This is a genomic window from Paenibacillus sp. SEL3 (assembly GCF_054602585.1).
This window is the reverse complement of the sequence record NZ_CM137725.1, coordinates 3,435,244-3,456,174: the sequence shown is the minus strand read 5'-3', so window position 1 is coordinate 3,456,174 and position 20,931 is coordinate 3,435,244. Positions and strand designations below refer to the sequence as shown.

The 20,931-nt window shown below is 39.1% G+C and carries 20 protein-coding genes; 2 read left to right on the top strand and 18 right to left on the bottom strand.

Annotation, left to right across the window (positions count from 1 at the left end; genetic code table 11):
* Positions 1-141: 141 nt before the first annotated feature.
* The 7 genes from ACYCS5_RS15980 to ACYCS5_RS15950 form a co-directional block, all read right to left on the bottom strand.
* The gene (locus ACYCS5_RS15980; protein ID WP_029516925.1) at positions 142-1,134 is read right to left on the bottom strand and encodes an SPFH domain-containing protein; all 993 of its coding nucleotides are present in this window, start codon (positions 1,132-1,134) and stop codon (positions 142-144) included.
* A 44-nt stretch (positions 1,135-1,178) separates the two neighbouring features.
* Positions 1,179-1,973, bottom strand: a complete 795-nt coding sequence (locus tag ACYCS5_RS15975; protein WP_318628141.1) for a TPM domain-containing protein — start codon at positions 1,971-1,973, stop codon at positions 1,179-1,181.
* A complete protein-coding gene (locus ACYCS5_RS15970) occupies positions 1,970-3,004 on the bottom strand; it encodes a TFIIB-type zinc ribbon-containing protein (protein WP_069010173.1) in 1,035 nt (344 codons plus the stop codon). Before ACYCS5_RS15970 ends, ACYCS5_RS15975 begins: the two co-directional genes overlap by 4 nt.
* Before the next feature lie 27 nt (positions 3,005-3,031).
* Complete coding sequence (locus tag ACYCS5_RS15965) at positions 3,032-3,652, bottom strand: PspA/IM30 family protein (protein WP_340884012.1); 621 nt, start codon at positions 3,650-3,652, stop codon at positions 3,032-3,034.
* A gap of 184 nt (positions 3,653-3,836) precedes the next feature.
* Entirely contained in the window at positions 3,837-4,679 is an 843-nt protein-coding gene (locus ACYCS5_RS15960) for an aldo/keto reductase (protein WP_340884011.1), read from the bottom strand.
* A 273-nt stretch (positions 4,680-4,952) separates the two neighbouring features.
* The gene (locus ACYCS5_RS15955) at positions 4,953-7,337 is read right to left on the bottom strand and encodes a phosphoketolase family protein (protein ID WP_069010176.1); all 2,385 of its coding nucleotides are present in this window, start codon (positions 7,335-7,337) and stop codon (positions 4,953-4,955) included.
* A 294-nt stretch (positions 7,338-7,631) separates the two neighbouring features.
* Positions 7,632-8,354: a GntR family transcriptional regulator gene (locus tag ACYCS5_RS15950; RefSeq protein ID WP_459759767.1), complete on the bottom strand. Its 723-nt coding sequence runs from the start codon at positions 8,352-8,354 to the stop codon at positions 7,632-7,634.
* Positions 8,355-8,706: 352 nt separating this feature from the next.
* On the opposite strand from ACYCS5_RS15950, the gene ACYCS5_RS15945 reads away from it, so the two are divergent.
* Entirely contained in the window at positions 8,707-9,858 is a 1,152-nt protein-coding gene (locus tag ACYCS5_RS15945; protein WP_459759766.1) for a glycosyltransferase, read from the top strand.
* 118 nt (positions 9,859-9,976) lie between these two features.
* On the opposite strand, the gene ACYCS5_RS15940 is transcribed toward ACYCS5_RS15945, so the two are convergent.
* From ACYCS5_RS15940 to ACYCS5_RS15915, 6 genes are all read right to left on the bottom strand, one after another.
* Positions 9,977-10,927, bottom strand: a complete 951-nt coding sequence (locus ACYCS5_RS15940) for a ring-cleaving dioxygenase (RefSeq protein ID WP_459759765.1) — start codon at positions 10,925-10,927, stop codon at positions 9,977-9,979.
* Between the two features lie 74 nt (positions 10,928-11,001).
* Positions 11,002-11,400, bottom strand: a complete 399-nt coding sequence (locus ACYCS5_RS15935; RefSeq protein WP_029516933.1) for a DoxX family protein — start codon at positions 11,398-11,400, stop codon at positions 11,002-11,004.
* Positions 11,401-11,467: 67 nt separating this feature from the next.
* On the bottom strand, positions 11,468-11,695 hold the full coding sequence (locus ACYCS5_RS15930) for a DUF896 domain-containing protein (RefSeq protein WP_449292501.1): 228 nt from the start codon (positions 11,693-11,695) through the stop codon (positions 11,468-11,470).
* Positions 11,696-12,126: 431 nt separating this feature from the next.
* Positions 12,127-12,726 (bottom strand): hypothetical protein, encoded by a 600-nt coding sequence (locus ACYCS5_RS15925; RefSeq protein WP_459759764.1) that lies wholly within the window; start codon positions 12,724-12,726, stop codon positions 12,127-12,129.
* A gap of 256 nt (positions 12,727-12,982) precedes the next feature.
* Positions 12,983-15,172, bottom strand: coding sequence for an AIPR family protein (locus tag ACYCS5_RS15920; RefSeq protein WP_341071491.1), 2,190 nt, complete (start codon positions 15,170-15,172; stop codon positions 12,983-12,985).
* A gap of 23 nt (positions 15,173-15,195) precedes the next feature.
* Entirely contained in the window at positions 15,196-15,870 is a 675-nt protein-coding gene (locus ACYCS5_RS15915) for a hypothetical protein (protein WP_459759763.1), read from the bottom strand.
* A 59-nt stretch (positions 15,871-15,929) separates the two neighbouring features.
* Here ACYCS5_RS15915 and ACYCS5_RS15910 point away from each other — a divergent pair, with 59 nt between their 5' ends.
* Positions 15,930-17,162: a DNA-methyltransferase gene (locus ACYCS5_RS15910; protein WP_341071489.1), complete on the top strand. Its 1,233-nt coding sequence runs from the start codon at positions 15,930-15,932 to the stop codon at positions 17,160-17,162.
* Between the two features lie 554 nt (positions 17,163-17,716).
* Here ACYCS5_RS15910 and ACYCS5_RS15905 read toward each other — a convergent pair.
* From ACYCS5_RS15905 to ACYCS5_RS15885, 5 genes are all read right to left on the bottom strand, one after another.
* Positions 17,717-18,070, bottom strand: coding sequence for a hypothetical protein (locus ACYCS5_RS15905; protein WP_341071487.1), 354 nt, complete (start codon positions 18,068-18,070; stop codon positions 17,717-17,719).
* Between the two features lie 247 nt (positions 18,071-18,317).
* Positions 18,318-18,587 carry a hypothetical protein gene (locus tag ACYCS5_RS15900; RefSeq protein ID WP_459759762.1) on the bottom strand — a complete coding sequence of 90 codons (270 nt, stop codon included), beginning with the start codon at positions 18,585-18,587 and terminating at the stop codon, positions 18,318-18,320.
* 105 nt (positions 18,588-18,692) lie between these two features.
* Positions 18,693-19,367, bottom strand: a complete 675-nt coding sequence (locus ACYCS5_RS15895) for a hypothetical protein (protein WP_459759761.1) — start codon at positions 19,365-19,367, stop codon at positions 18,693-18,695.
* A gap of 325 nt (positions 19,368-19,692) precedes the next feature.
* Positions 19,693-20,244 (bottom strand): suppressor of fused domain protein, encoded by a 552-nt coding sequence (locus ACYCS5_RS15890; RefSeq protein WP_459759760.1) that lies wholly within the window; start codon positions 20,242-20,244, stop codon positions 19,693-19,695.
* Positions 20,245-20,458: 214 nt separating this feature from the next.
* A complete protein-coding gene (locus ACYCS5_RS15885) occupies positions 20,459-20,929 on the bottom strand; it encodes a DUF600 domain-containing protein (RefSeq protein ID WP_102998384.1) in 471 nt (156 codons plus the stop codon).
* Positions 20,930-20,931: the final 2 nt, after the last annotated feature.

Genomic DNA, 20,931 nt, shown 5'->3' with positions numbered 1-20,931 from the left:
TATCCTGAGTACCCTTTTCAATCCAATAAATCAGATTTATAAAGAAAATACTTGAACGAACTACATAAAAAAGCAGCTATCACAGAAGATACTCTGCGATAACTGCCTTTTGACTTGTAAAGAAGCTTGGCCGTAGCTATGTTATCCGTTCAATTTTTGTCCACAATTCGGACAGAAGTTAGCTCCTTCGTTTTTTGTACCGCAATTCGGACAAAAATTGGGCTTATTCCCGTCTCCAGATGAAGGGGGACCAGCAGGTGTAGGCTGAGTCTCAGCCGAAGGCTTTGGGTTCGGGTTCAAATTTTTCATCATTTCATTTGCTATATTCATCCCCATCATCATACTCGCCATATCCGAAGCTGCACCGCCGCCTTTTACATTACCCGATGCAATCCCGTCCGTCATCGTCACTTGTTGGTACTTTTGCAGATTACCGATCATTTCATGAGAGGCTGTCTTCGTAATCATATCTTGGATTTCTTGAGGATAATTGAAGCTCATCACATGAAAGCCAGTAATCGTCATACCGTTGTCCATCACTTGCATATCCAGATCTTCTTGAATACCTTTTGAAATGTCAGAAGCATTCGCCTGCAGATTGAACATGTCCTTTCCTTCTCTGCTGATCCACTTCATCAATAACTGATCCAATACTGAAGTAATGCGTATTTTAACATCCTCAACGAGATAACTGTCCTTCACTCCGGCAATCTTATCGATGAGCGTAACATAATCGTTCACTTTAAAATTAAATGTGCCATTGGCACGGATCGGCATCCCGCCTGGCAGCTGGGGAGTCGGGATCAGCACTGGATTCTGCGTCCCCCATTTGACAGTAAACTCCTTCGTATTAACGAATAAGACCTCTACCCTCATGCCACTGTTAAAACCAAATTTAAACCCTTTTAAGGTGGATAAAAATGGAATAATGTCAGAGTCCATGTTATATGACCCTTCATTCTCAAAAATACCCTCTATTTTGCCGTTATTTACAAAAATCGCGTCTTGACCGGAGCGGATAATTAACTTACTTCCTTTTTTAATTTCACGATTACTCCACTTCCAGAAAATCATATCATCTCTAAATTCTTCCCATTCTACAACATTTGCAAATTGATTTCTGAAGAATCCCATACTGTATCCATCCTTTCCGTTTAGGATTTTTGCAAAATCCTCAGTTAAAATGATCCTCTGCTGCCGCTATGCGAATGACCGCCGCTGGTAGTTCCGCCACCACCGCCTGAGCTACTGCTACTGCTGCTCTTTTCAATCTTCCGTTTCGTTGTCGTTGTGTGAAGATACTGATCTCGATGCTCCAGAACTCCTGAAGCGTTCGCATCCTCGTAGGTCTGTCGATTTACCGTAACCCGACCGCCAGAATTGGAAACCATCTTGCCCACGATCATCGCCGCCAATCCCAGTGCAATCGCCAAATGAAGCCAGCCTTTAAAAAATATACTGTCTGGGTTCACCCCTGGACGGATCGCCAAATATTTATGCGCGCCTAGAATATACTTTTGAAATGCCAGCCCATAGTTGCCGTTCGTCAGATCCGGGCTAATCTCATGGCGTATTTTAGTAAGCCTGTCATCATCCAGATACCGTTCTGCCTTATAAAATCCAGCCAAGTATACCTCTCTATTTCTCATATCCATCGTTAAAATAACCGCGTTCCCATGAGCTCTGTCATACCCTGGGCCATGGTCATCATAAAAGTCCTGCGTCATTTTCATAACATCCATATTGTCGGGATTGGGGGTTGTATAAATAATAATGTCCGTTTCTCTTTCCGCTCCGTATTGATTAGCCATCGTGTTCAACACATCATACTCTTCCTGATTGAGCAAACCCGCTTCGTCATAAATCAATGACTTCATTTCTGTCGTTGCTGGTTCGCCCTTCATTTCCATAGGAAGCGCCAGAAAAACAGCAAAGAACAACAAAACGGCTACAATGGCTCTATGTCTTTTCAATAGAATTCTCCTCCCATCATCAACCAAGTGATTAACCTTAATGAAAAGAGAGTAATTCCGAAAATGCCTGCAAACCAAGCCGTCACCTTGAACTTGCTAATCGGAGGCTTACCGACTACCTTGCCCGTCTGTCCGTTCATAGCAAACGTATGCTCCAATTGATTATAGTCATAGTGTATGACCCACACGGGGAGCAGGACATAATCCGCTTGTTTTAATGTAGTATCAATTTGCTTTTCCGTATAACTCACGGCCGTATACTCTGACACCGTAGAATGAATATAAGCATCAATATATTCCTTCACTTTTTCTTTCACTCGCGGGAAAAGCTCTTCTTCGTTATAACTGTATTTCTCTGCAATATAACCTGCTAGATATGGCATTTTAAAGGGTTTTAGCTGATCGTATGGAAATGGCTCCAATTTATCCATCAGCTCGTCGTTCATTTTCTCCGCAGCATCAATCGGAACCTTTACATAATTCAAACGGATTTTCCGATATACATCAAAATGCTTCGTTTCCGTATATTCGTAGTCTCCACTCGTATAGGTTCGCACTTGGGTACCTTCACCTTGAACCTCAATTTTATTATGTAATTCATATAACCAGAAAGGCACATACATCCCGGTTATTCCCTTGATTCGGTCTGCTATCATGAACCGATTCGGCGTCAGACGGCCATTCTTGCACCATTTTTTGAAAGCAGCTATGGCTTCTTCCTTACTGATTGAAAAAGGAATAACCTGCGCTGGAGCCAGCTTCCCAGTCAGTCGATCCCCGAGAACCACGGCAGAACCACAAAAGCTGCACACCGTTGCACTCGTCTCCACTTCGGTCATAATCACCGCTCCGCAGTTATTACAATGATACTCATGAGCCTCATCTTCTGAAAAAATACGATTTATCAGAGGATCAGGAATAGATTCGATATTGTCCTCTCTTCCGCAACTATGACAGGATAACCTCCCTGTCTCACTGTCAAAGACCATACCGCTGCCGCAGTTGGGGCATTTGTATTCGATAACCGGCATCTGCTCACCTCTTCATGTAGATACTTGTTATTCATCTTCTGTATTCGTACTCTTCTTGTATTGTGCAAATAAAGCATCCAGGTCGTCCTTCGTTCCTGCCCGAAGCTCAGCTATAGCCATCGCCTCATCATACGCTCTGTTCACCTGCTCTTCCATAACCTCAAAAGCAGAATTCTTGCTACCTATAGAATTCAAGGTTTGCTGTGCTTTGGCAACCGCCATCTTCCCTTTAAGTTCAGCGTGCCGCGCTTCTAGTTGCCCCATATCGGACACCAACTTCTCCTGCATTATCTTCATATTTACGGCGTTTGTCGAAGCTACATCATAGGACGTTTGTAATTGTTCCAATTTCTCCGCTTGCAAACCTTTTCTCTCCAGAAACTTTCGAGCTTCCTCTTCATTACCAGCTTCCACAGACTTACTGGCATAATGCTGGAGCTTTTTGATCCCGGCTTTGCATTCATCCAGTGCTCTTTTCGCCCTTCTCTCATCAGCCAATACTGATACCGTCTCCGCTTTCACCTTGCCTAGATCACTGTTCAAATTCCGCATATAATCGTCAATGGTTTTCTCCGGATCTCCCACCTTATCCATTAAGGCGTTAACATTCATTTTCATAATATCCCTAAACCTCGACAAAATTCCCATGATGACCTCCTTCGAAAGGACTACATTCCACCATATCATACATCAAATCCAGTAAAAAATGTTCATTATAGCTCTATATACTGACCCACTGATCACTTTCGGATGTGTGTTCGTTTTATGATAAAAGCAAAGGGTCCAAAAACCCGCTACAGATTTTTGAACCCCTTTATTTTATTGTTCCTGATTATAGTTCTTCATAGGACTTGGGGTCCTGCCCCCAGATCCGTCCATCCTCACTGCTAAATGCCGAAATCATGTTCATTTCCTCTGGAGACAACTCAAAATCAAAAATATCCAAATTCTCCGTTTGGTGTTTTAAAGAAGAGGCCTTCGGGATCGGGATTGCTCCAAGTTGGATATGCCAACGTAAAATCGCTTGTGTATTCGTTTTACCATGAGCAGCAGCAATTTTCCCAATCTCTTCATTCTCCAGCATACTGTGACCACGACCCAAGGGGCTCCACGATTCCGTCACGATGCCCTGTTCAGCATCTTTTGCACGCTGATGTTCCTGATTAAATAATGGGTGCAATTCAACTTGATTTAAGCTCGGCGTGACACCTGTTTCCCGAATTAAACGTTCATTATGCTCGGGCAAGAAATTGCACACCCCAATGGAACGGATATAGCCCCTTTTCTTCGCCTCAATTAACGCCTGCCAGGCTTCAACATATCGATCAATTTGGGGATTCGGCCAATGGATTAGGTACAGATCATAATAGTCCAGACCTCCTCTATATAATGACTCTTCGATCGTTACAATGGCTTCTTGGTAAGCATGTCGGCGACCTGGTAGTTTGGAGCAAATCAACAATTCTTCTCTGGGCACAGAGCTCTGCTGGACCGCTTTCCCGACAGCACCCTCATTTTCATAGTTGAACGCTGTGTCGATCAGACGGTAACCTGCATCAATCGCGCTGGTAATTGCCTTGACTCCATCTGCACCCTTCAATCCAGCAGTCCCAAATCCAATGACGGGCACCTTAGTGCCATCATTCAATACCTTCTCCGGAATTGGATCGTTCATATTAACAGCCTCCTTTACTATTCTCTTATACCGCAACACCTTTAATGCTCAGAAAAATACAGCAAATGACTCGGTTCCTCCTATACTTATTACCCACCAGTTCGTGACTTTCCTATTAAATTCTCTGTATGCTACATCAAAAAGTGCCTGATCCCCGTTGAAATCATACTTGAATTCAAGGAGTCAGGCACTCGTATACCGCTACCAAATCATATATTCCACTTCATGCTGAATTGCTTGGTTGTCCAACACAAAGTTGAAGCGTCTTAATTTTTATTTCAAGCCTTTCCATACCCAGTTCTCTACCTCTGGCAAGTCAATGCCCTCTTCGCGAATGAATTGATGATGTTTCTTAACCGTAGCATCCATTTCATCCACAATGTTGGTGTACTTCCCAGCGTCAGGTAAGTTGAGAACAGCTTCCTTCACTAAGTCAAAACGATCCATTTGATTCAATACACGCATATCAAATGGTGTCGTAATATCGCCGTTCTCACGGTAACCATGTACACGTAAATTATGATTGTGACGATCAAAGAACAAATCTTTGATCAGACCTTCGTAACCATGGAAAGCGAAAACTACTGGTTTATCCTTTGTGAAAAAATGATCAAACTCGGCGTCAGATAATCCACGCGGGTCTAGCTTTTGACTTCTCAGTTTCAGCAAATCTACCACGTTGATGTACCGAATCTTCAATTCAGGCAGTTTTTCATGCAAAATAGAAATTGCAGCTAAACTTTCAATCGTTGGTTCTGTGCCAGCAGAAGCAATGACAAGGTCAGGTTCTCCACCTTGATCTGTACTTGCCCAGTCAATGATCTTCAACCCTTTATCCACCAATTCTTTCGCTTCATCAGCACTAAACCATTGTGGACGTGGGTGTTTGGACGAAACAATCAAATTGATCTTTTGACGGTCGTTTAAAATGGTGTCGAAAACAGCCAACAAGGAATTGGCATCCGCTGGCAGATACTCCCGAATAAATTCCGGTTTTTTATCAGCCAAATGACCTAACAAACCTGGATCTTGGTGTGTATACCCATTATGATCCTGTTGGAACACCGTTGAAGTTGCTACGACATTCAATGATGGGATATCTGCACGCCATCCTTGATCCGTTGCTTTACGCAGCCACTTAAAGTGTTGGGTGATCATTGAGTCAACCACACGCAGGAAAGCTTCGTAACTTGCAAAGAAACCATGACGACCAGTTAACACATAACCTTCTAGCAATCCTTCAGCTTGGTGTTCGGATAATTGAGAATCAATTACACGACCATAGGATGATAAGAATTCATCATTAGGTTCAATAATTTGGTCCATCCATTGGCGTTTGGTTACTTCAAAAACAGGAGCCAAGCGATTAGACATTGTTTCATCCGGTCCGAAGATTCTGAAATTACGATTTTGTTCATTTAAGACAACCACATCTTTAACGTATTTCCCTAAAACCGACATATCTTGCGCAATCACTTTACCAGGTACGGAATTATCCAGCGCATAGTTACGGAAATCCGGCAATTTCAAGTCTTTAATGAGGTTCCCCGCATTCGCAACAGGGTTCATTCCCATACGTTTATCGCCTGTGGGCAGAATTTCAGCAAGCTCAGAGTTTAAACGACCGTTTTCGTCGAACAATTCCTCTGGTCTGTAGCTATTCAACCATTCTAACAAAGCAGGTGCGTGCTGCATATTTTTTTGATCAACCGGAATTGGAACCTGATGGGCACGGAATGAATTTGTATTCGGCACGTTGTCCCATTCCTTTGGACCCGTCCAGCCTTTAGGTGAACGGAATACAATCATCGGCCACGCTGGACGAGTAAGATCATTATTTTCACGCGCATTCTTTTGAATAGCTTCAATTTTCTCGATGGCCGTATCCAATACTTTCGCCATTTCTGGATGCATGTGATCCGGATTTTCACCTTCAACAAAGAATGGCTCCCAGCCCAAACCTTTAAAGTATGAGGTCAATTCTTCTTTCGATTGACGAGACATAATCGTTGGGTTACTAATCTTAAAGCCATTCAAGTGCAAGATTGGCAGCACTGCACCATCCGTGATCGGGTTGATAAATCTGTTAGAGAACCACGAAGCGGCTAGTGGACCCGTTTCAGCTTCGCCATCACCAATAACAACAGCCGAAATCAGATCAGGATTATCCAGAATGGCACCTACACCATGAGAAAGGGAGTAGCCTAATTCTCCACCTTCATGGATAGATCCAGGTGTTTCAGGAGCAGCATGTGAAGCAATACCGCCAGGGAAAGAGAATTGTTTGAACAATTTCTTCATACCTGGGATATCTTGCGTAATTTGCGGATAGATTTCGGTGTAACTTCCATCCAGATATGAATTTGAAACCATAACCTGACCGCCGTGACCAGGGCCCTCAATGTAAAGCATGTTCAAATCATATTTATTAATAACACGATTTAGATGTGCATAAATAAAGTTTTGTCCTGGAATTGTGCCCCAGTGTCCAATAGGCTTAACCTTCACATCTGAATCTTTTAAAGGCTCTCTCAACAAAGGATTATCTTTTAAATAAAGCTGACCTACCGAAATGTAGTTCGTTGCACGCCAATATGCATCAAGTTTTTCTAAATATGTTTTAGATGAATAATCTGCTAACACGGGTGATAATGACATGGTGTCCACTCCCTAAGTAGTATTGTTTGTAATTTATTTCCGGAAATTTCATCTACATGTACATCATAACGCCGCGCCGATTAAATTCAACCTTTTTCACAAGTGATACGGTCCAATTTTGTGAAATTTTGAACATACTATGAAATATAAATTAAAAAGACAGTAAAAAAGCTCTTACATTAAAATATATAGAAGTATAAACCAATAAAATTTGTAATAACCGTTGCAATCGCAGGCTCCAATCCTTTTCTCAAAATTATAAAAAAAAGACCGGAGAATTCTCCAGTCTTATCATTAGTGAACCGATACAAAGGTATTAAATTTTAAATATTTGTAATGAAATCGCATATGAGAAAACTCAAATGGCGTACCGTTATCTAAAAAGAACACACCTTCCATAATACCTACAGGCTCATTTTCATTTAAATGTAGCAGCTTTTGATCATTCTCTTGGGACGGTTCTGCAAAAATGGATAAAAAAGATTTGGTGACGGCCAAGTTCCGCGAGTCTTCCAAATAATTAAAAATGGACCCCTCGATAATAGTCTGATTTAAATTCTGAACAATTTTAATAGGGATATAGCCTGTTTCAATCATAAAAGGATCATCATCAAACAAACGTAAGCGGACAATTTTGTATACAAAATCATGAGTCTCCAAGAACAAATCGCGCTGTAATTCTTCTGTTGGCGGAATGACCCCAAAACTCAGTACTTTGATTTTTGGCTTTTTACCATGCATTTGAAAATTATCAGTGACTCCTAGATTAGAGCCTTCGTAGTTAAAGATAGATTCATTTCTTATGTATAATGGATTAATAAATGTCCCGGAACCTTGTTTTTTAAAAATAATTCCGACATTCTCCATTTTAGTCAGAGCACGTTTAATTGAACTACGACTAACCTGGTAAGTCTCACTAAGACTACGTTCATCTGGCAATCTCATATCTGCAAACTTTCCAGCAAAGATTTTCATCTTGAGATCGTCAATAATTTGCTTATAGACAAATTGTGTCATATAGTACTCCTCTTTCAGGTCTTCTATAACTCCATATAGTTTACCATAACTTGCCCATTTCATCTCATGTTTGTTTCTGTATGCTGAGTGGGCTTTCAGCGGATAGGAAACGCCCGCGCTTTTACTTTACATCTCTATGCATAATACCATGATTATACATACATAACACCACTGAACGTACCTGCAAATTAGCAGGAAATACAGAACTCCCACCTTAACTTCCGCGATAAGACCAAGCCTGTTTCGAACCTTGAGGGATGTTTGACTAGACCAGGCTAAAATCCTTGAATACATTGTTATTATTTATCTTGTTCATACGTTCACTAATAAAAATGGTGGGGGGGAGATCATATTGGCTATCCGCTACAGCGTCATCATTCCAACCTATAATCGAGTCCAGCAATTGTTGCTTACACTCGCTTCATTTGAGACACAAACCTATCCAAAGCAACTATTCGAAGTCATTGTAGCTGATGACGGTTCTACAGACGGAACGAGAGAAATGGTCGAAGACTTCAAAGCATCCTATCCTCTTATCTATGTGTCACATCAGGAACAACGCGGTCGATCTGCCGTTCGAAATTTGGGACTGCGCCGTGCAAGAGGGCTATACATCATCTTCTGCGACGCTGACTTTGTAGTATTACCGGAATTTATTAGGATCGTGAGCCGTTATCACCGTAAATATCCCAAGTCCGTGCTTTCAGGCATTCCTCACTCGTGGGACGATGCTTTTACCCATTATTACCCTGACTTTTCTCCTGAAGAAAAAGAACAATGTCGCAACATACTTACGCAGTCCAACTTATGGAATGCTGACTATGAAGCAGCAAACGAAATTACTCCGATCATAACCCCAGAAGATATCCTTCACCAAACGGGTGCACTGTCTAAAGTAGTTAGTCCCACAAGGGTTCCTCCGAATACGCAGAAACAATTTGCCTCAACGGACGTAGCCCCCTGGATGCTGCTGGTTACTCGTTGTGTAGCCATCAAACGCAGTCACTTGATTCGTATTGGAGGTTTCAATGAACGGTTTGTGCTCTATGGACTCGAGGACTGGGACCTTGGCTATAGACTACATCGCTTGAAGATTCCTTTTTATTGCATCAAAGAGGTGGTCGGATATCATCAGGAACATCCAACCTATCTTAGAGGTAACGTGTTAAATACGGAAAATCTGAGAATCATGTATGAAACCTACGGATTCCATGACTCCTCGTTAAATTTATTTGCCCTTATCCCTCCATCCGAGGATTTTGAGACCTACAAAAATACGTTGCGGGTATTGCGCAGGGGATTCCGCTCTAGGTTAACACGCTCATCAGCACTGTTATTAAGAAGAACACTACACATTGCAGCCAAACAGTTCTACGATCAAAGCCATACTCATGCATACAAAAAGTCATTACACTTGATAAAAAAGAAAGCAGCGAACCGGAAAAGTCGAGTCGCTCACGTATTACGAGAAATGCTAGTGAAGTCTGAAAAGCTGGTGGAATAGCAAGAGGCCGGAAGGTCCCGAGACACATGAATCTTTCCCGAAATAAAAAGACTCCTCCATATGAGAGCAGGCCAAACTCGGCAAGCTATCTTATGGAAGAGTCGTATGCAACTTTTACTTACTTTTGTTTTTCCGTTAATGTTCTCACTTTAATAGGATGCAGATTCGCCTCGATTTGAGCCTGTTGCGGTTCATACCACTCTGGTAGCATTAATTTCTGCCCCATAGATTCAGCAGGTTCATCGTTAGCAAATCCCGGTGGATCTGTAGCAATTTCAAATAGGATGCCGCCCGCTTCTCTGAAATATATAGCATTAAAATATTGGCGGTCTATGATTGGAGTCGGCTGATAGCCATAATGCTGGACTGCGCTTCTCCATTCTTCATGTTGTTCGAAATCTTTTGCACGCCATGCAATGTGATGTACCGTGCCTGCTCCACCAAAGCCTAAACCCATTTTGGCGAGTGGGACATCCACGATGTTGCCGATTTCTCCTACGGACTGATAACGCGCATATTCGGCGTCTTCAGCGATTTTCGTAAATCCGAGTATGCTCTCCAATGCATCCATCGTTCTCTGTGGATTGACACTAAATAGCACGGCACCTCCAAACCCCTTAATTGCTTTATCGGCTGAAATGCCACCGTAAGACCAAGTACTATTCGCTCCCTCTTCACGTTCAACAAGCTCAAGACGTAAACCCTCATTATCCTCGAATTGGAGATATTGTTCAGAAAAACGGCTCGTTTTCGTAACTTGAATATCCAAGCTTTGCAAACGATGCTGCCAAAAATCAAGTGAACCTGGGGGTACTACATACGAGGTTATGCCCACCTGGCCACCTCCGATTCGCCCTTTGAGAGTTCCTGGTGCAGGAAAAAAGGTAATGATCGTTCCAGGACTCCCTGCATCGTTGCCAAAGTACAAGTGGTAAACCTCAGGAGCATCGAAGTTGATCGTTTTCTTCACTAACCGAAGTCCCAGGACTCCGGCATAGAAGTCGACATTTTCCTGCGGATTACCGGCAAAAGCAGTAATATGATGGATACCTGTAGTTTGAAGTGACATATGAAACCCTCCTTTAATCGTAGGAACCTTTATTTTTTGTTGTTGATGACTTTTAATGACCTAAACATCATGTTTTATCTAAGTATTGCATCAATGGAATATGAACCTGCTCCTGTCAACGCAATACCGATTACAACTGCAATAAGAACTAGCGGATATTCATAGCCATTAGCCGTTGCCCAGATCCCATTTTGGCCATGTACTTTGAAAATTGCTCCGAGCATAGTCGCCGTAATCAACAATGCAGCCAGTGGAGTGAGCAATCCTACAGCAAATAGAGCTCCTCCCAACAATTCCATCAACCCAGCAGCCACTGCCATGAACACCCCGGGCTTAATGCCGATCGATTCCATCCAACCGCCGGTACCTTTTGGACCATAACCGCCAAACCAGCCAAAAAGTTTCTGAGCTCCGTGCCCCACCAATAACAATCCTACCACCAAACGTATCAATAACAATCCACTTGCCAACATAAAAATCACTCTCCATATTATATTTATTTAGAGATTATTAAATTAGAGATATTAGATAAAATTAAATCTATTGTTTAGCGATTCGTGCCTGTTCTTTTCTAAGTTTTTCAGGAGTAACATCATCTCCATTCGGATCATAGATCGTAGCATTCAAGAGAATGCTTTGTACAGAGCCCCGAAAGATTTGAAGGTATTCTTTACGAAGATCCGTTTGTTCCGTTTTTTCAACTTCAGTTAACCCAACTTCTTTTGCTTTTTTTGCAAGCTGATTAATTCTTTCTAAAATGGTGATCATGTATATACCCCCCTATTCAAAATTTTATGATCGCTTTTATCTTTAATTTATTTATCTTGATATAAAGATATAATACTTTTCTATCCGTGTCAACACTTTTTCGAAAAGAAAAGCAGCCAGAACACTTAGAGACACCTTTAAGCTACAAGTTGTGTAAAACCTTTCAACTCAATTACTAGAGCCATAATAAAAAGCCACCAACCAGAATCACGGGCTGATGGCTTTCTTGTCTTACTCAAATGGAGGCGAACCGTGGCACGGCAAATCCACAATTCGACGGGTTGTAATGCTGAGGAGGTTTGGAGAGGTGGCATAATCTACATCTATATAGTATCTATTTCGATTTTCCATACATCTCACAAGGTAACTGAATTCTATAATTAGTGTACCTGCATCCATATTTCTAAATCTCTAAGCACTGTCAAATCCAACTAACAATTAGACTCATCGTACTTCGCGCGAATTTTTTCCACCGCAGGTTTCAAATTGTCAAATGTAAATTGATAACCGATCTGCTCAATATGCTCTAAATAGGTCTGACGGTATTTGAGCGCCATCATTATTTTATATCCATCAGAAGATATAGAGCGAAAATTCGCAAAAAATATAAATATGTTTATAAAGCCAACAGATATCAATATAAAAGTTAGGAATTCAGACGGTTTACTTTCTGACAGTAAAAGATATATCCCTGAACCTAGTGTAGTAAGTGCAATTAGAAGCGTAGTAAACAATCCAGAACCACTAATTACAATTTGCTTTTTCCAAGCATTCTTTCGATCACGATTATATAAATTCCAATAAAAGTCGTCGCCATAAATTGGGGTAACAAAAATTGTTATTTTCGCCCATTTTCCGTAATAGCCAAAATGTGGATTTCCTTTATAGTAACGATATGCAAAATAGTGCCCTAGTTCATGAAGAAAAATCGACAACACCAGTGAAATAACCAAGGTGCAAAAGAATAATCCTGCCTCTACAAATTTTATAAACATTATTATTTCACCCTCACTAACTTGTCTGGAAGCCATTCCGATCTAGTAACAACATCCACAGTACCACAATTAAGGATTCAAGCAATCGAATCGCGAGGCAATGAATCCCTGTCGTGAAAATTGGCTAAAAACCTTTCTAGGACAGGGATTTTGGCATACGAACCTAGCACGGAAATCCACAATTCGGCGGGTTGTAATAATCAGGATGTTTGGGGAGGTGGCTTAGTTCAGTAGTAGAAAATAACACCTTTTAGATGAAGAGCAATAATTAGAATTGACTTTTCATTCCAACTTAGATCAGACTTTTGGTTAAAATAAATTGCTTAGCTATATCTAATACTTTTTCAATATCTTCTACAGTACTAATTACAACTCTACCTTTAGAGTCAGTATTTTCTCTGGCCCACTCTTCAAAATCTGATTGTTCAAAAAGAATACTTTTATATAGGGAACCATATACGTTAAACTCGAAAGAAACAATTAGCTTTGTGTAATAAGCAATTCTGAACAAAAATCTTTCCTTTGCTTGCTTTTCCTCGTCCGTAAAATAGAATTGTATATTTGAACTGTAGGTGAAATTATGATAGCGAGGGTCGTAAATCTCCTTGATCCATCTTTTAAAGAATTTTTTTGCTATTAAATCATCTTCTTTAATCTTGTTGTAAAATTTGATAAGGGCAACACGTTCAATTCGAGGTAATGACTCAATTTCAGAGACATCAAACTCACCATCGTTTATAGGTTGCGTGTCAATCTTTTGATTTCCATGACCTAACTGTGTAAAGACCTTGTCATAAAGCGATCTAATATCGTTCGGGCTTTTGAAAATATTAACAATACTTTTTTCATACGTCAAAATATTAGGAAGAATTAATTCAAGTACTTTTTGAACTTCGACTTTAAAATCAATCTTTTCTTCGATCTCCTTTATACCAATTTCGTTCTTGCTAATATTTTTTGTTCCTATTAGATCATACATCAGCCTACTGACAAGCTCCTTCCCATGAATCATTATAGCCTTATCAGTGTCACCTAATTGTTTAATTGTTGAATTAATAGAGTCTTCAATCCTTCTTTGAAGGAGGACACAATTCCAAACGTAATAACCTGTTATACCAGGGTTAAACAGTTTTTTATATCTTGCATGATTTAAGTCAGAGTAAATAACGCCAATTTCTCTACTTACTAATATTGTGGCATCAATATCCTTAGCAAATGATAAGGCTCTGGTTGCCTCCCTTAAATTGAAACTGTCTTTTGAACTTATATCTTCTCCTTCGCCCCGCATTAAATGGTAGGTTATTCCATCAATCGCCAAAGTATTCTCAATTGTTTTCTGTATTGGATCAAGTACCACAAAATCCCTGTTATCAATTTTGTTTTGTCTGTTATTTTTAGTGGTAACTTCTGATGCGAAATTTTCATCCAGATACCGCAAGCCTTCTTCATCAACTGTTTGCATTGAAATAATTCTAAATGGAAGATAAACACCTCTTAAGGTTTCTTTGTTTTCTTCTGAGGACTGTCCAAATTTTCCAATGACACCCACAGTTTGAGCACCATTCACAATGCTGATTCCTTTACACTCAAATAAACCTAAGTCTCTTGTATTTCCGTAGACTCGTTTCTTATCAACTTCCTCACAAACTAAAGTGACTCCATTATTATAATACCAAAATAATTCGGGCTCAGTTTCTAACGTCTCTTTCATTTCATTATTAATATCAGTAGTTCCCAAAAGCTTCCGAAGGTTATATTCGTAAAGACCGTTGCCGTAACTTTCCCACCACTCGGCTAACTGATCAGCTGAAATTTGTCCATAGAAAGATTCCATTTCACCTTCATAACGACCCCATTGCTTTAGCTGAACCTCTACATCTATATTCCGAGCAACGCTTAGATCACTTAAAGAAGAATGGATTCTTTTTTGATTAATAATTTCTACTTCAGCTACTTGTCTAAAATCATTTAATTCATCAAGTAGCTCTTCAAACTCACGCCGAGCATGCGTGGACAAGTTTATTGCGGTATAAATAAGAATAATTTTAAACCTCAATCCGCTTTTATTCAAAAATGCTGTAATCTCATCATTCATATTATTTACTTTTTCATTAAACTTATCGAATTTAACATTAATTAAGTCTTTTACCCCAGTAACAAACTTTTTTATTTCACCTAAATCGGGTTCCGAGTCGCCATTATTATTAAACTTAGACTGAGTAAAACAAAGTTCATTAGTTTCTTTATGGTAGAAAATTAAATCAATCCCATTATCATCTGGTCCATCGACTATATACTTCACGACTTCTGTTTGATCTGAATGAGGATAAAGAATATTAATACTATATGCTGCTAAAGCACGTGATAAAAAATTCCTTTCCAATTCCTCTCCTCTTTGAGAAGACAAGTCTCCCAATTCAAGAATACTATCATAATTTTCATGAAGTTTTGCTTTGATCTGATTTACCTCAAGAATACCCATTTTATACTCCTCCGTTATAAAATCTACACAAGAGCTCTGCCATCCGTTCCCTTAATAATTCTATATCTCGGGTCATCTGTTAATCCATGGTGTTCTATTTCTATCACATACAGATAGCCTTCCTGCACATCGTAGTTAGCCATTTTCCATACATCAAAATAAGGCGCAAGTTCTCGGAAGTTTCCAACTCTATCAGTCAGGTAGTCATACATTTTTCTTGACGGAAGAATCAATACTCCCCCCAGCAATTGTCCCCTTAATATTCCTGTCACAATCTTGTTAATAGCTCTGTGAGAAGAACTAATATTACCCGTTTCCCATTCGACAGCAAAGTATTGGTTTCCGATAGGGTAAACAGCGTCAATAGGACCGGGCCTTGTATTAGTCACTCCTACATCTACACGGTGCTCCAGTATCCAATTATACCGCAATAAATCAAGTAAGAACGTGTCTTTTATAGGCTTTACTCCGTTACCTTTTCGCTCGTTATAAAGAAGAAATTGTCCTGAACCTGCAGGGTGTACCATCTGAGATATAGAGGCCTGAATTTGTTTCACAAGATTAGTAATTAAAGACTCGTTAGATCCCTTCTTTTCAATCAATGGTACTGTTTGTTTAATTATCATATCAAATACCCCCATCATGGAATCCGCATGTTTAATATTACCATCAGGATTCCATAATACTGCTCTTGTCATATGGTGTCAATGACTTGTCGAACAAAAATTGTTACAATAACATCTACGGAGGTTTTCTAATGACGAACAATAATTTTTATAAAGCTTTAGGTATTACATCTGACAAACAACTAAAGGAATTCGCTAAAAACTCTGGAGTAAAACTAGGAAAACTCAAGTACTATGCGGAAGAGATGGTTTATCCTCATGGAACAGATTTAGATAAAATTTTGGCTACATCGAAACTCAGTGAAGTAGAGCTGCAACTTCGCATAGGATATATAAACAACAGACTTAAAAATCTTATAGCCGAACACTCTTCACAAATATTGGAGATCCTTAAACTCGGGGAACAACAGACAGACAGCAGTACACCAAATTTTCAGCCTGTTTTCGAAACGCAACTAGGCCAGCTTTTTCAAGAGGATTGTATCCCACTCATAAACTCGCTTCCTAACGAATCAGTGGACCTTATATTTGCTGATCCGCCTTTCAACCTGAACAAAAGTTATGAGTCGGGGATTAATGACAAGCTCTCAAAAACTGAGTACTTAGAATGGACTGAGAAGTGGATACTAGGTTGTATTGATTTACTAAAAGAGGGCGGATCTTTTTTCATTTGGAATTTACCTGCTTGGGCCACTCATATCTCAGAGATTCTCAACAAACACCTAACATTTAGACACTGGATTGCAACAGATATTAAATATAGATTGCCAATTCAGAATAAGTTATATCCATCACATTATGCATTGCTCTACTATACAAAAGGTGAGAAACCTAATACTTTTAATGGAGAAAGGCTTCCTTTGGAGGTTTGCAGACATTGCGGAGGTGACATCCGGGATTATGGAGGATATAAAGATAAACTACATCCTTTTGGTATTAATCTAACTGATGTATGGTATGACATTTCACCAGTAAGGCATAGCAAATATAAGACACGTGCAAGTAATGAACTTCCACTAAAATTGTTGGAGAGAATCATTTCTATGGCATCAAATGAAGGCGATACAGTATTTGATCCTTTTGGTGGTAGTGGTACAACATTCATTGTTAGTGAAATTCTCAAGAGAAGATGGATTGGAAGCGAAATTGGTCCCGTGGAAACAATACAGGAACGTTTTAAAGATATTGATTTTCATAAAGATGTCATCTTGGACATACAATCAACCAAAAATACTTTATTTACGGACGAAACCAAAAAAATTCGCCGTAAAAATAATCACTGGCTTCCTGATACATTGGCAATTAACCGTAGAAAAAAAAAGGAAAAGAACGAAGAGCAAATCAGTTTATTTCCTAAACTGTAGCTATAAATCCTCCTCAATTGAAATAAACCGAGATGAATAACTAGCAGTAAGCTTTTCATCTCGGTTCTCCTTACTCGCCGTTTTATTTAAATCTTGTTCAGCGTTTCATTATTAAGAAAATCGGGGCAAATCATGGTGTAAGTATTTCCTATGCATCAAGGTTAGTAAAGGAATATAATTTTCAGAACATGCCGTTCTAAAGACTAACCATTCGTATGAAGACCCCCTGTTCAATACCACTATGGTTTTAATTGGACAAGGGTTCTAACATCTGAACCGTGGCACGGTAAGTCGACAATTGGATGTGCTGTGATGAGGATGTTTGGTGAGGTTTCTTAGCTCTAGGAGAGTACCCCACCAGTCAATTCTTTGGAATCAATCACCAAACCAACTGCATGAATGAAGTCAAATCCAAGCATACCGTCAATCTCCATGCCGTAATTTATTACCCCAATCTTAACTTCAAAACCTTCCAGCGAAGCTTCGCCCGCCCTCACTTTTATTGTGATTAGATAATGTCGATAGCATATCACAACATAACTTCAAATGATTTACTATGCAATATTACCTTGTTCAAATTTGATGCTTAATAAAGCAGATACAACATCATCAATTAAAAACCCATCAGGAAACTCTTTGATTAATTCAATAATGTTGTCATTCATTGAAAACTTTCTGCTTTTTGCATAATTAATTATACCTTTCTCATCAGTAGCTACCGCCACAGTAAAAAAGTCTTGACATCGTTCTTCAAATTTAATAACTGGCAGACTATTGTTAATCGAAATATTTAGTTGGATTTCACTCTTATCATATACTTGAAATCTTGCGTTACCGTGTCTGAAAGATAAATCCCTGTTCTGTAAATTTTGCTTCGAATACTCTCTCAACTCTAAAAATGTTCTCAAAATATCATCCCCTATTGGAATTATTTGATCCTAAGAGCAACTGACAGACCACTTAGGTTCAAAAAAGCTATGTTTGGAGTCAGACCTCTCTACCATAAGTATTGAGTCGTTTAATTCTGGATGTAATCATCTAAAATCCCTGTCCAGCATTGACCAATGTGGTTTTATATGGACAAGGGGTTCGTTTTCCGAGGGGAGTTACAGTTCTAATGTTAGTTCAGCAAACGACCTGCTAGATTAACGGATTTTATTTAGATTTATTTCTATCCTCAAAACCTGTCTGGCCTGGAAGAAAATCATTACCTTTAGCCCACGCTATTTCTTTCTCTGTTGATTGGTTTACTGTATATACTTCTCCATCCTTGAAGTACACTTCAATCTGAGGGAAATATGTGTCTATAGCTTTTATATGATCAATAGATTCATTTACAATAGCTTTTGTTAAATTATTTGTTTTACTGTATTCAGTTACAAACTGGTCAAACAATTTATTATGGCTCTTATCGATTTTTTTCATACATAACTCCTCCCATAATGTTTCAATATATTGGAATTCTATAAAACAATATTCTCACACCGTGTTATTACTGTCAAATAATTCATCCCTACTAAAGACCCCACGCTAATCACCCCAACGTATTCCAATTTTTCCAAAGGAAGTTTCGCTTTCATTCAATCCCTCAGGATCACTCGTTCCAATCGCTTCAATTTCTTTCTTGGTTAATATTATGTCATTACTTAAATCTTTAACCTTTCTCGTGTATATTGATTTAAGAAGTTCAACTTGTTCATCCGTCATCTCATAATAATCTCGCCAAGATTCAACCGCTGAATCATATTCCATTAACTGTATTTCTAAAAGATAGCCACCATTTAAAATGATTCTTACTACGTTATCTATAGAGACCATATTATCCTGGTCCCCCCAGAAAGCTGTAGTAATGGAAGGGATGGGCACACCATCTTCCCCTTCTTCCAGCAGATACTCCAAAGTTTCGTTTTTAGCTAGCTCCACGACTTCATCGGGTGCTCCTTTAAAATAATCAATAGCAGCTGTAACATCAGAACGAGTAACATTGTCATTTCTGAATGCTGCAACACAATACTTTTCACTGAATGTAATTGTTGCTCTCCCACCTGTTCCGTCAATAACACTGTAGTTCATTCCATCCCAAGAATGTTCATAGGACAGTTCAGGGTAATGGGCCACCATAATTGCGTGCGCAATAGATGAAAGTATACATCCCTTCCAAAGATCATGTTTATTCCATCCTTTAGTTATCATTATAGGCTTCATTATGGTCTCCCTTTTTTTGGGTTTTGAAATTGAATTGGCTTTATCTCTTCTATTTCATCCCTAAGTTATAGTCCCATACCGAGTACATAATGAAAACCCACTATGATCAGTCTTATCATAGTGGGTTTAGCCCTATTGAAATTAATCTGTCATTATATTTTTCTAAGTATGTTTTTAATTACTAGGCAATCTCTGCAACAAAAGAAAAGAGGTACAGAGGTACACCCTGCTTTTGCTTTCGGCCATCTCAAAACGTAGTCCAATTCGAAGACAGTCATAAAATTATTCTGGATGTTAGAGGAGCCTTCTCCACCTTTAAGGTCTTTTAATTATTCGACTTTGCTAGATTAACCCTATTAACACTGTATATATCATAGTCCTTGCTATGCCAAAAATCTTTGATCCCTATTCTTTTCATTAGATCAAATTCCTCTTTGTACAAAGGATACATCCCAACTAACTGTATTGTCTTATCGGGCAGTTCAATCACCGCGTCCTCTTTTTCTAGTATTGCAGAGGCAAAAACAAAATAACCCGTCATATCAGACTCTTGTGATATAGGTTCATCTAAAGTAAACAAATCTGCATACGAGAATGCCTGTACTCCCCTAAATTCAGCAGCAAAATAAGCAGCAGCCAGCCCCCAACTTTCATCTTGCGTTTCTAGACTTATGATTAGTTCTGGCTTCGCGTTCTTCCAGCCTATAAATTCACCATCAGATAAACCATACGTCACCGCTGTTAGCATACCTTCTTCAGGCAAATCATAGTAAAAAAACACATGTAATGGCGTACTTCCATCTGAAGGCTCTACTTTTCTTATAACGTCCTCCTGACCAAATATTCCCTCAAGCTTATTCATATAGAGTTTCGCCATTGTTTGCTTCCTCTTCGTATACAGACATGCAAAAAGGCTCATTCCTCTTAACCGTTCAAGTTAGAATGAACCTTTGAAAGCTTATCAAGTGTGTTTACCAAGTTTTTTTAGTGTTTGGTTTGTTGATTATACTGTCTGCATGATCTTGTTGTTGTAGTTGTGATCTATTCACAAAAAAATTTCTGGTAACACCGATTAATATATACAACAAGACTCATTTATTGTTAAAATCCGCTTCGATCTGTTCAAACCACTCCATAGCAATGTCATCAGCAGTTTTAACTGGATCATTGGAATATACTAAATCATATTTATACTCTGCTTTCAGACTATTTTCCCTTACATCATAGACTAATTTAATCTCTGTAGGCATTTCTCTTTTGTATTCATTACATAACTTGTATATTTTTTTAATATCATCATTAATAATATTCATAACAGCCTTTTGACGCTCTACAGAAGTATTATATTCCATATTTTCTGTAATAGCCTCTACTGCATCATTAAGCTTATGCTTCTTAACAACTTTCCCATTAATACAATAAAAAAAATCGTTTGAAATAACTCTTTCTTCAAATGAACAGTATATAAAGATTTTTTCAGTTTTATCTCCAACATATTCCATACAAATTGAAACCATGTCTGCTTGTAATTCACTAAAACTATCTTCAAAAACTTTAGTCATAA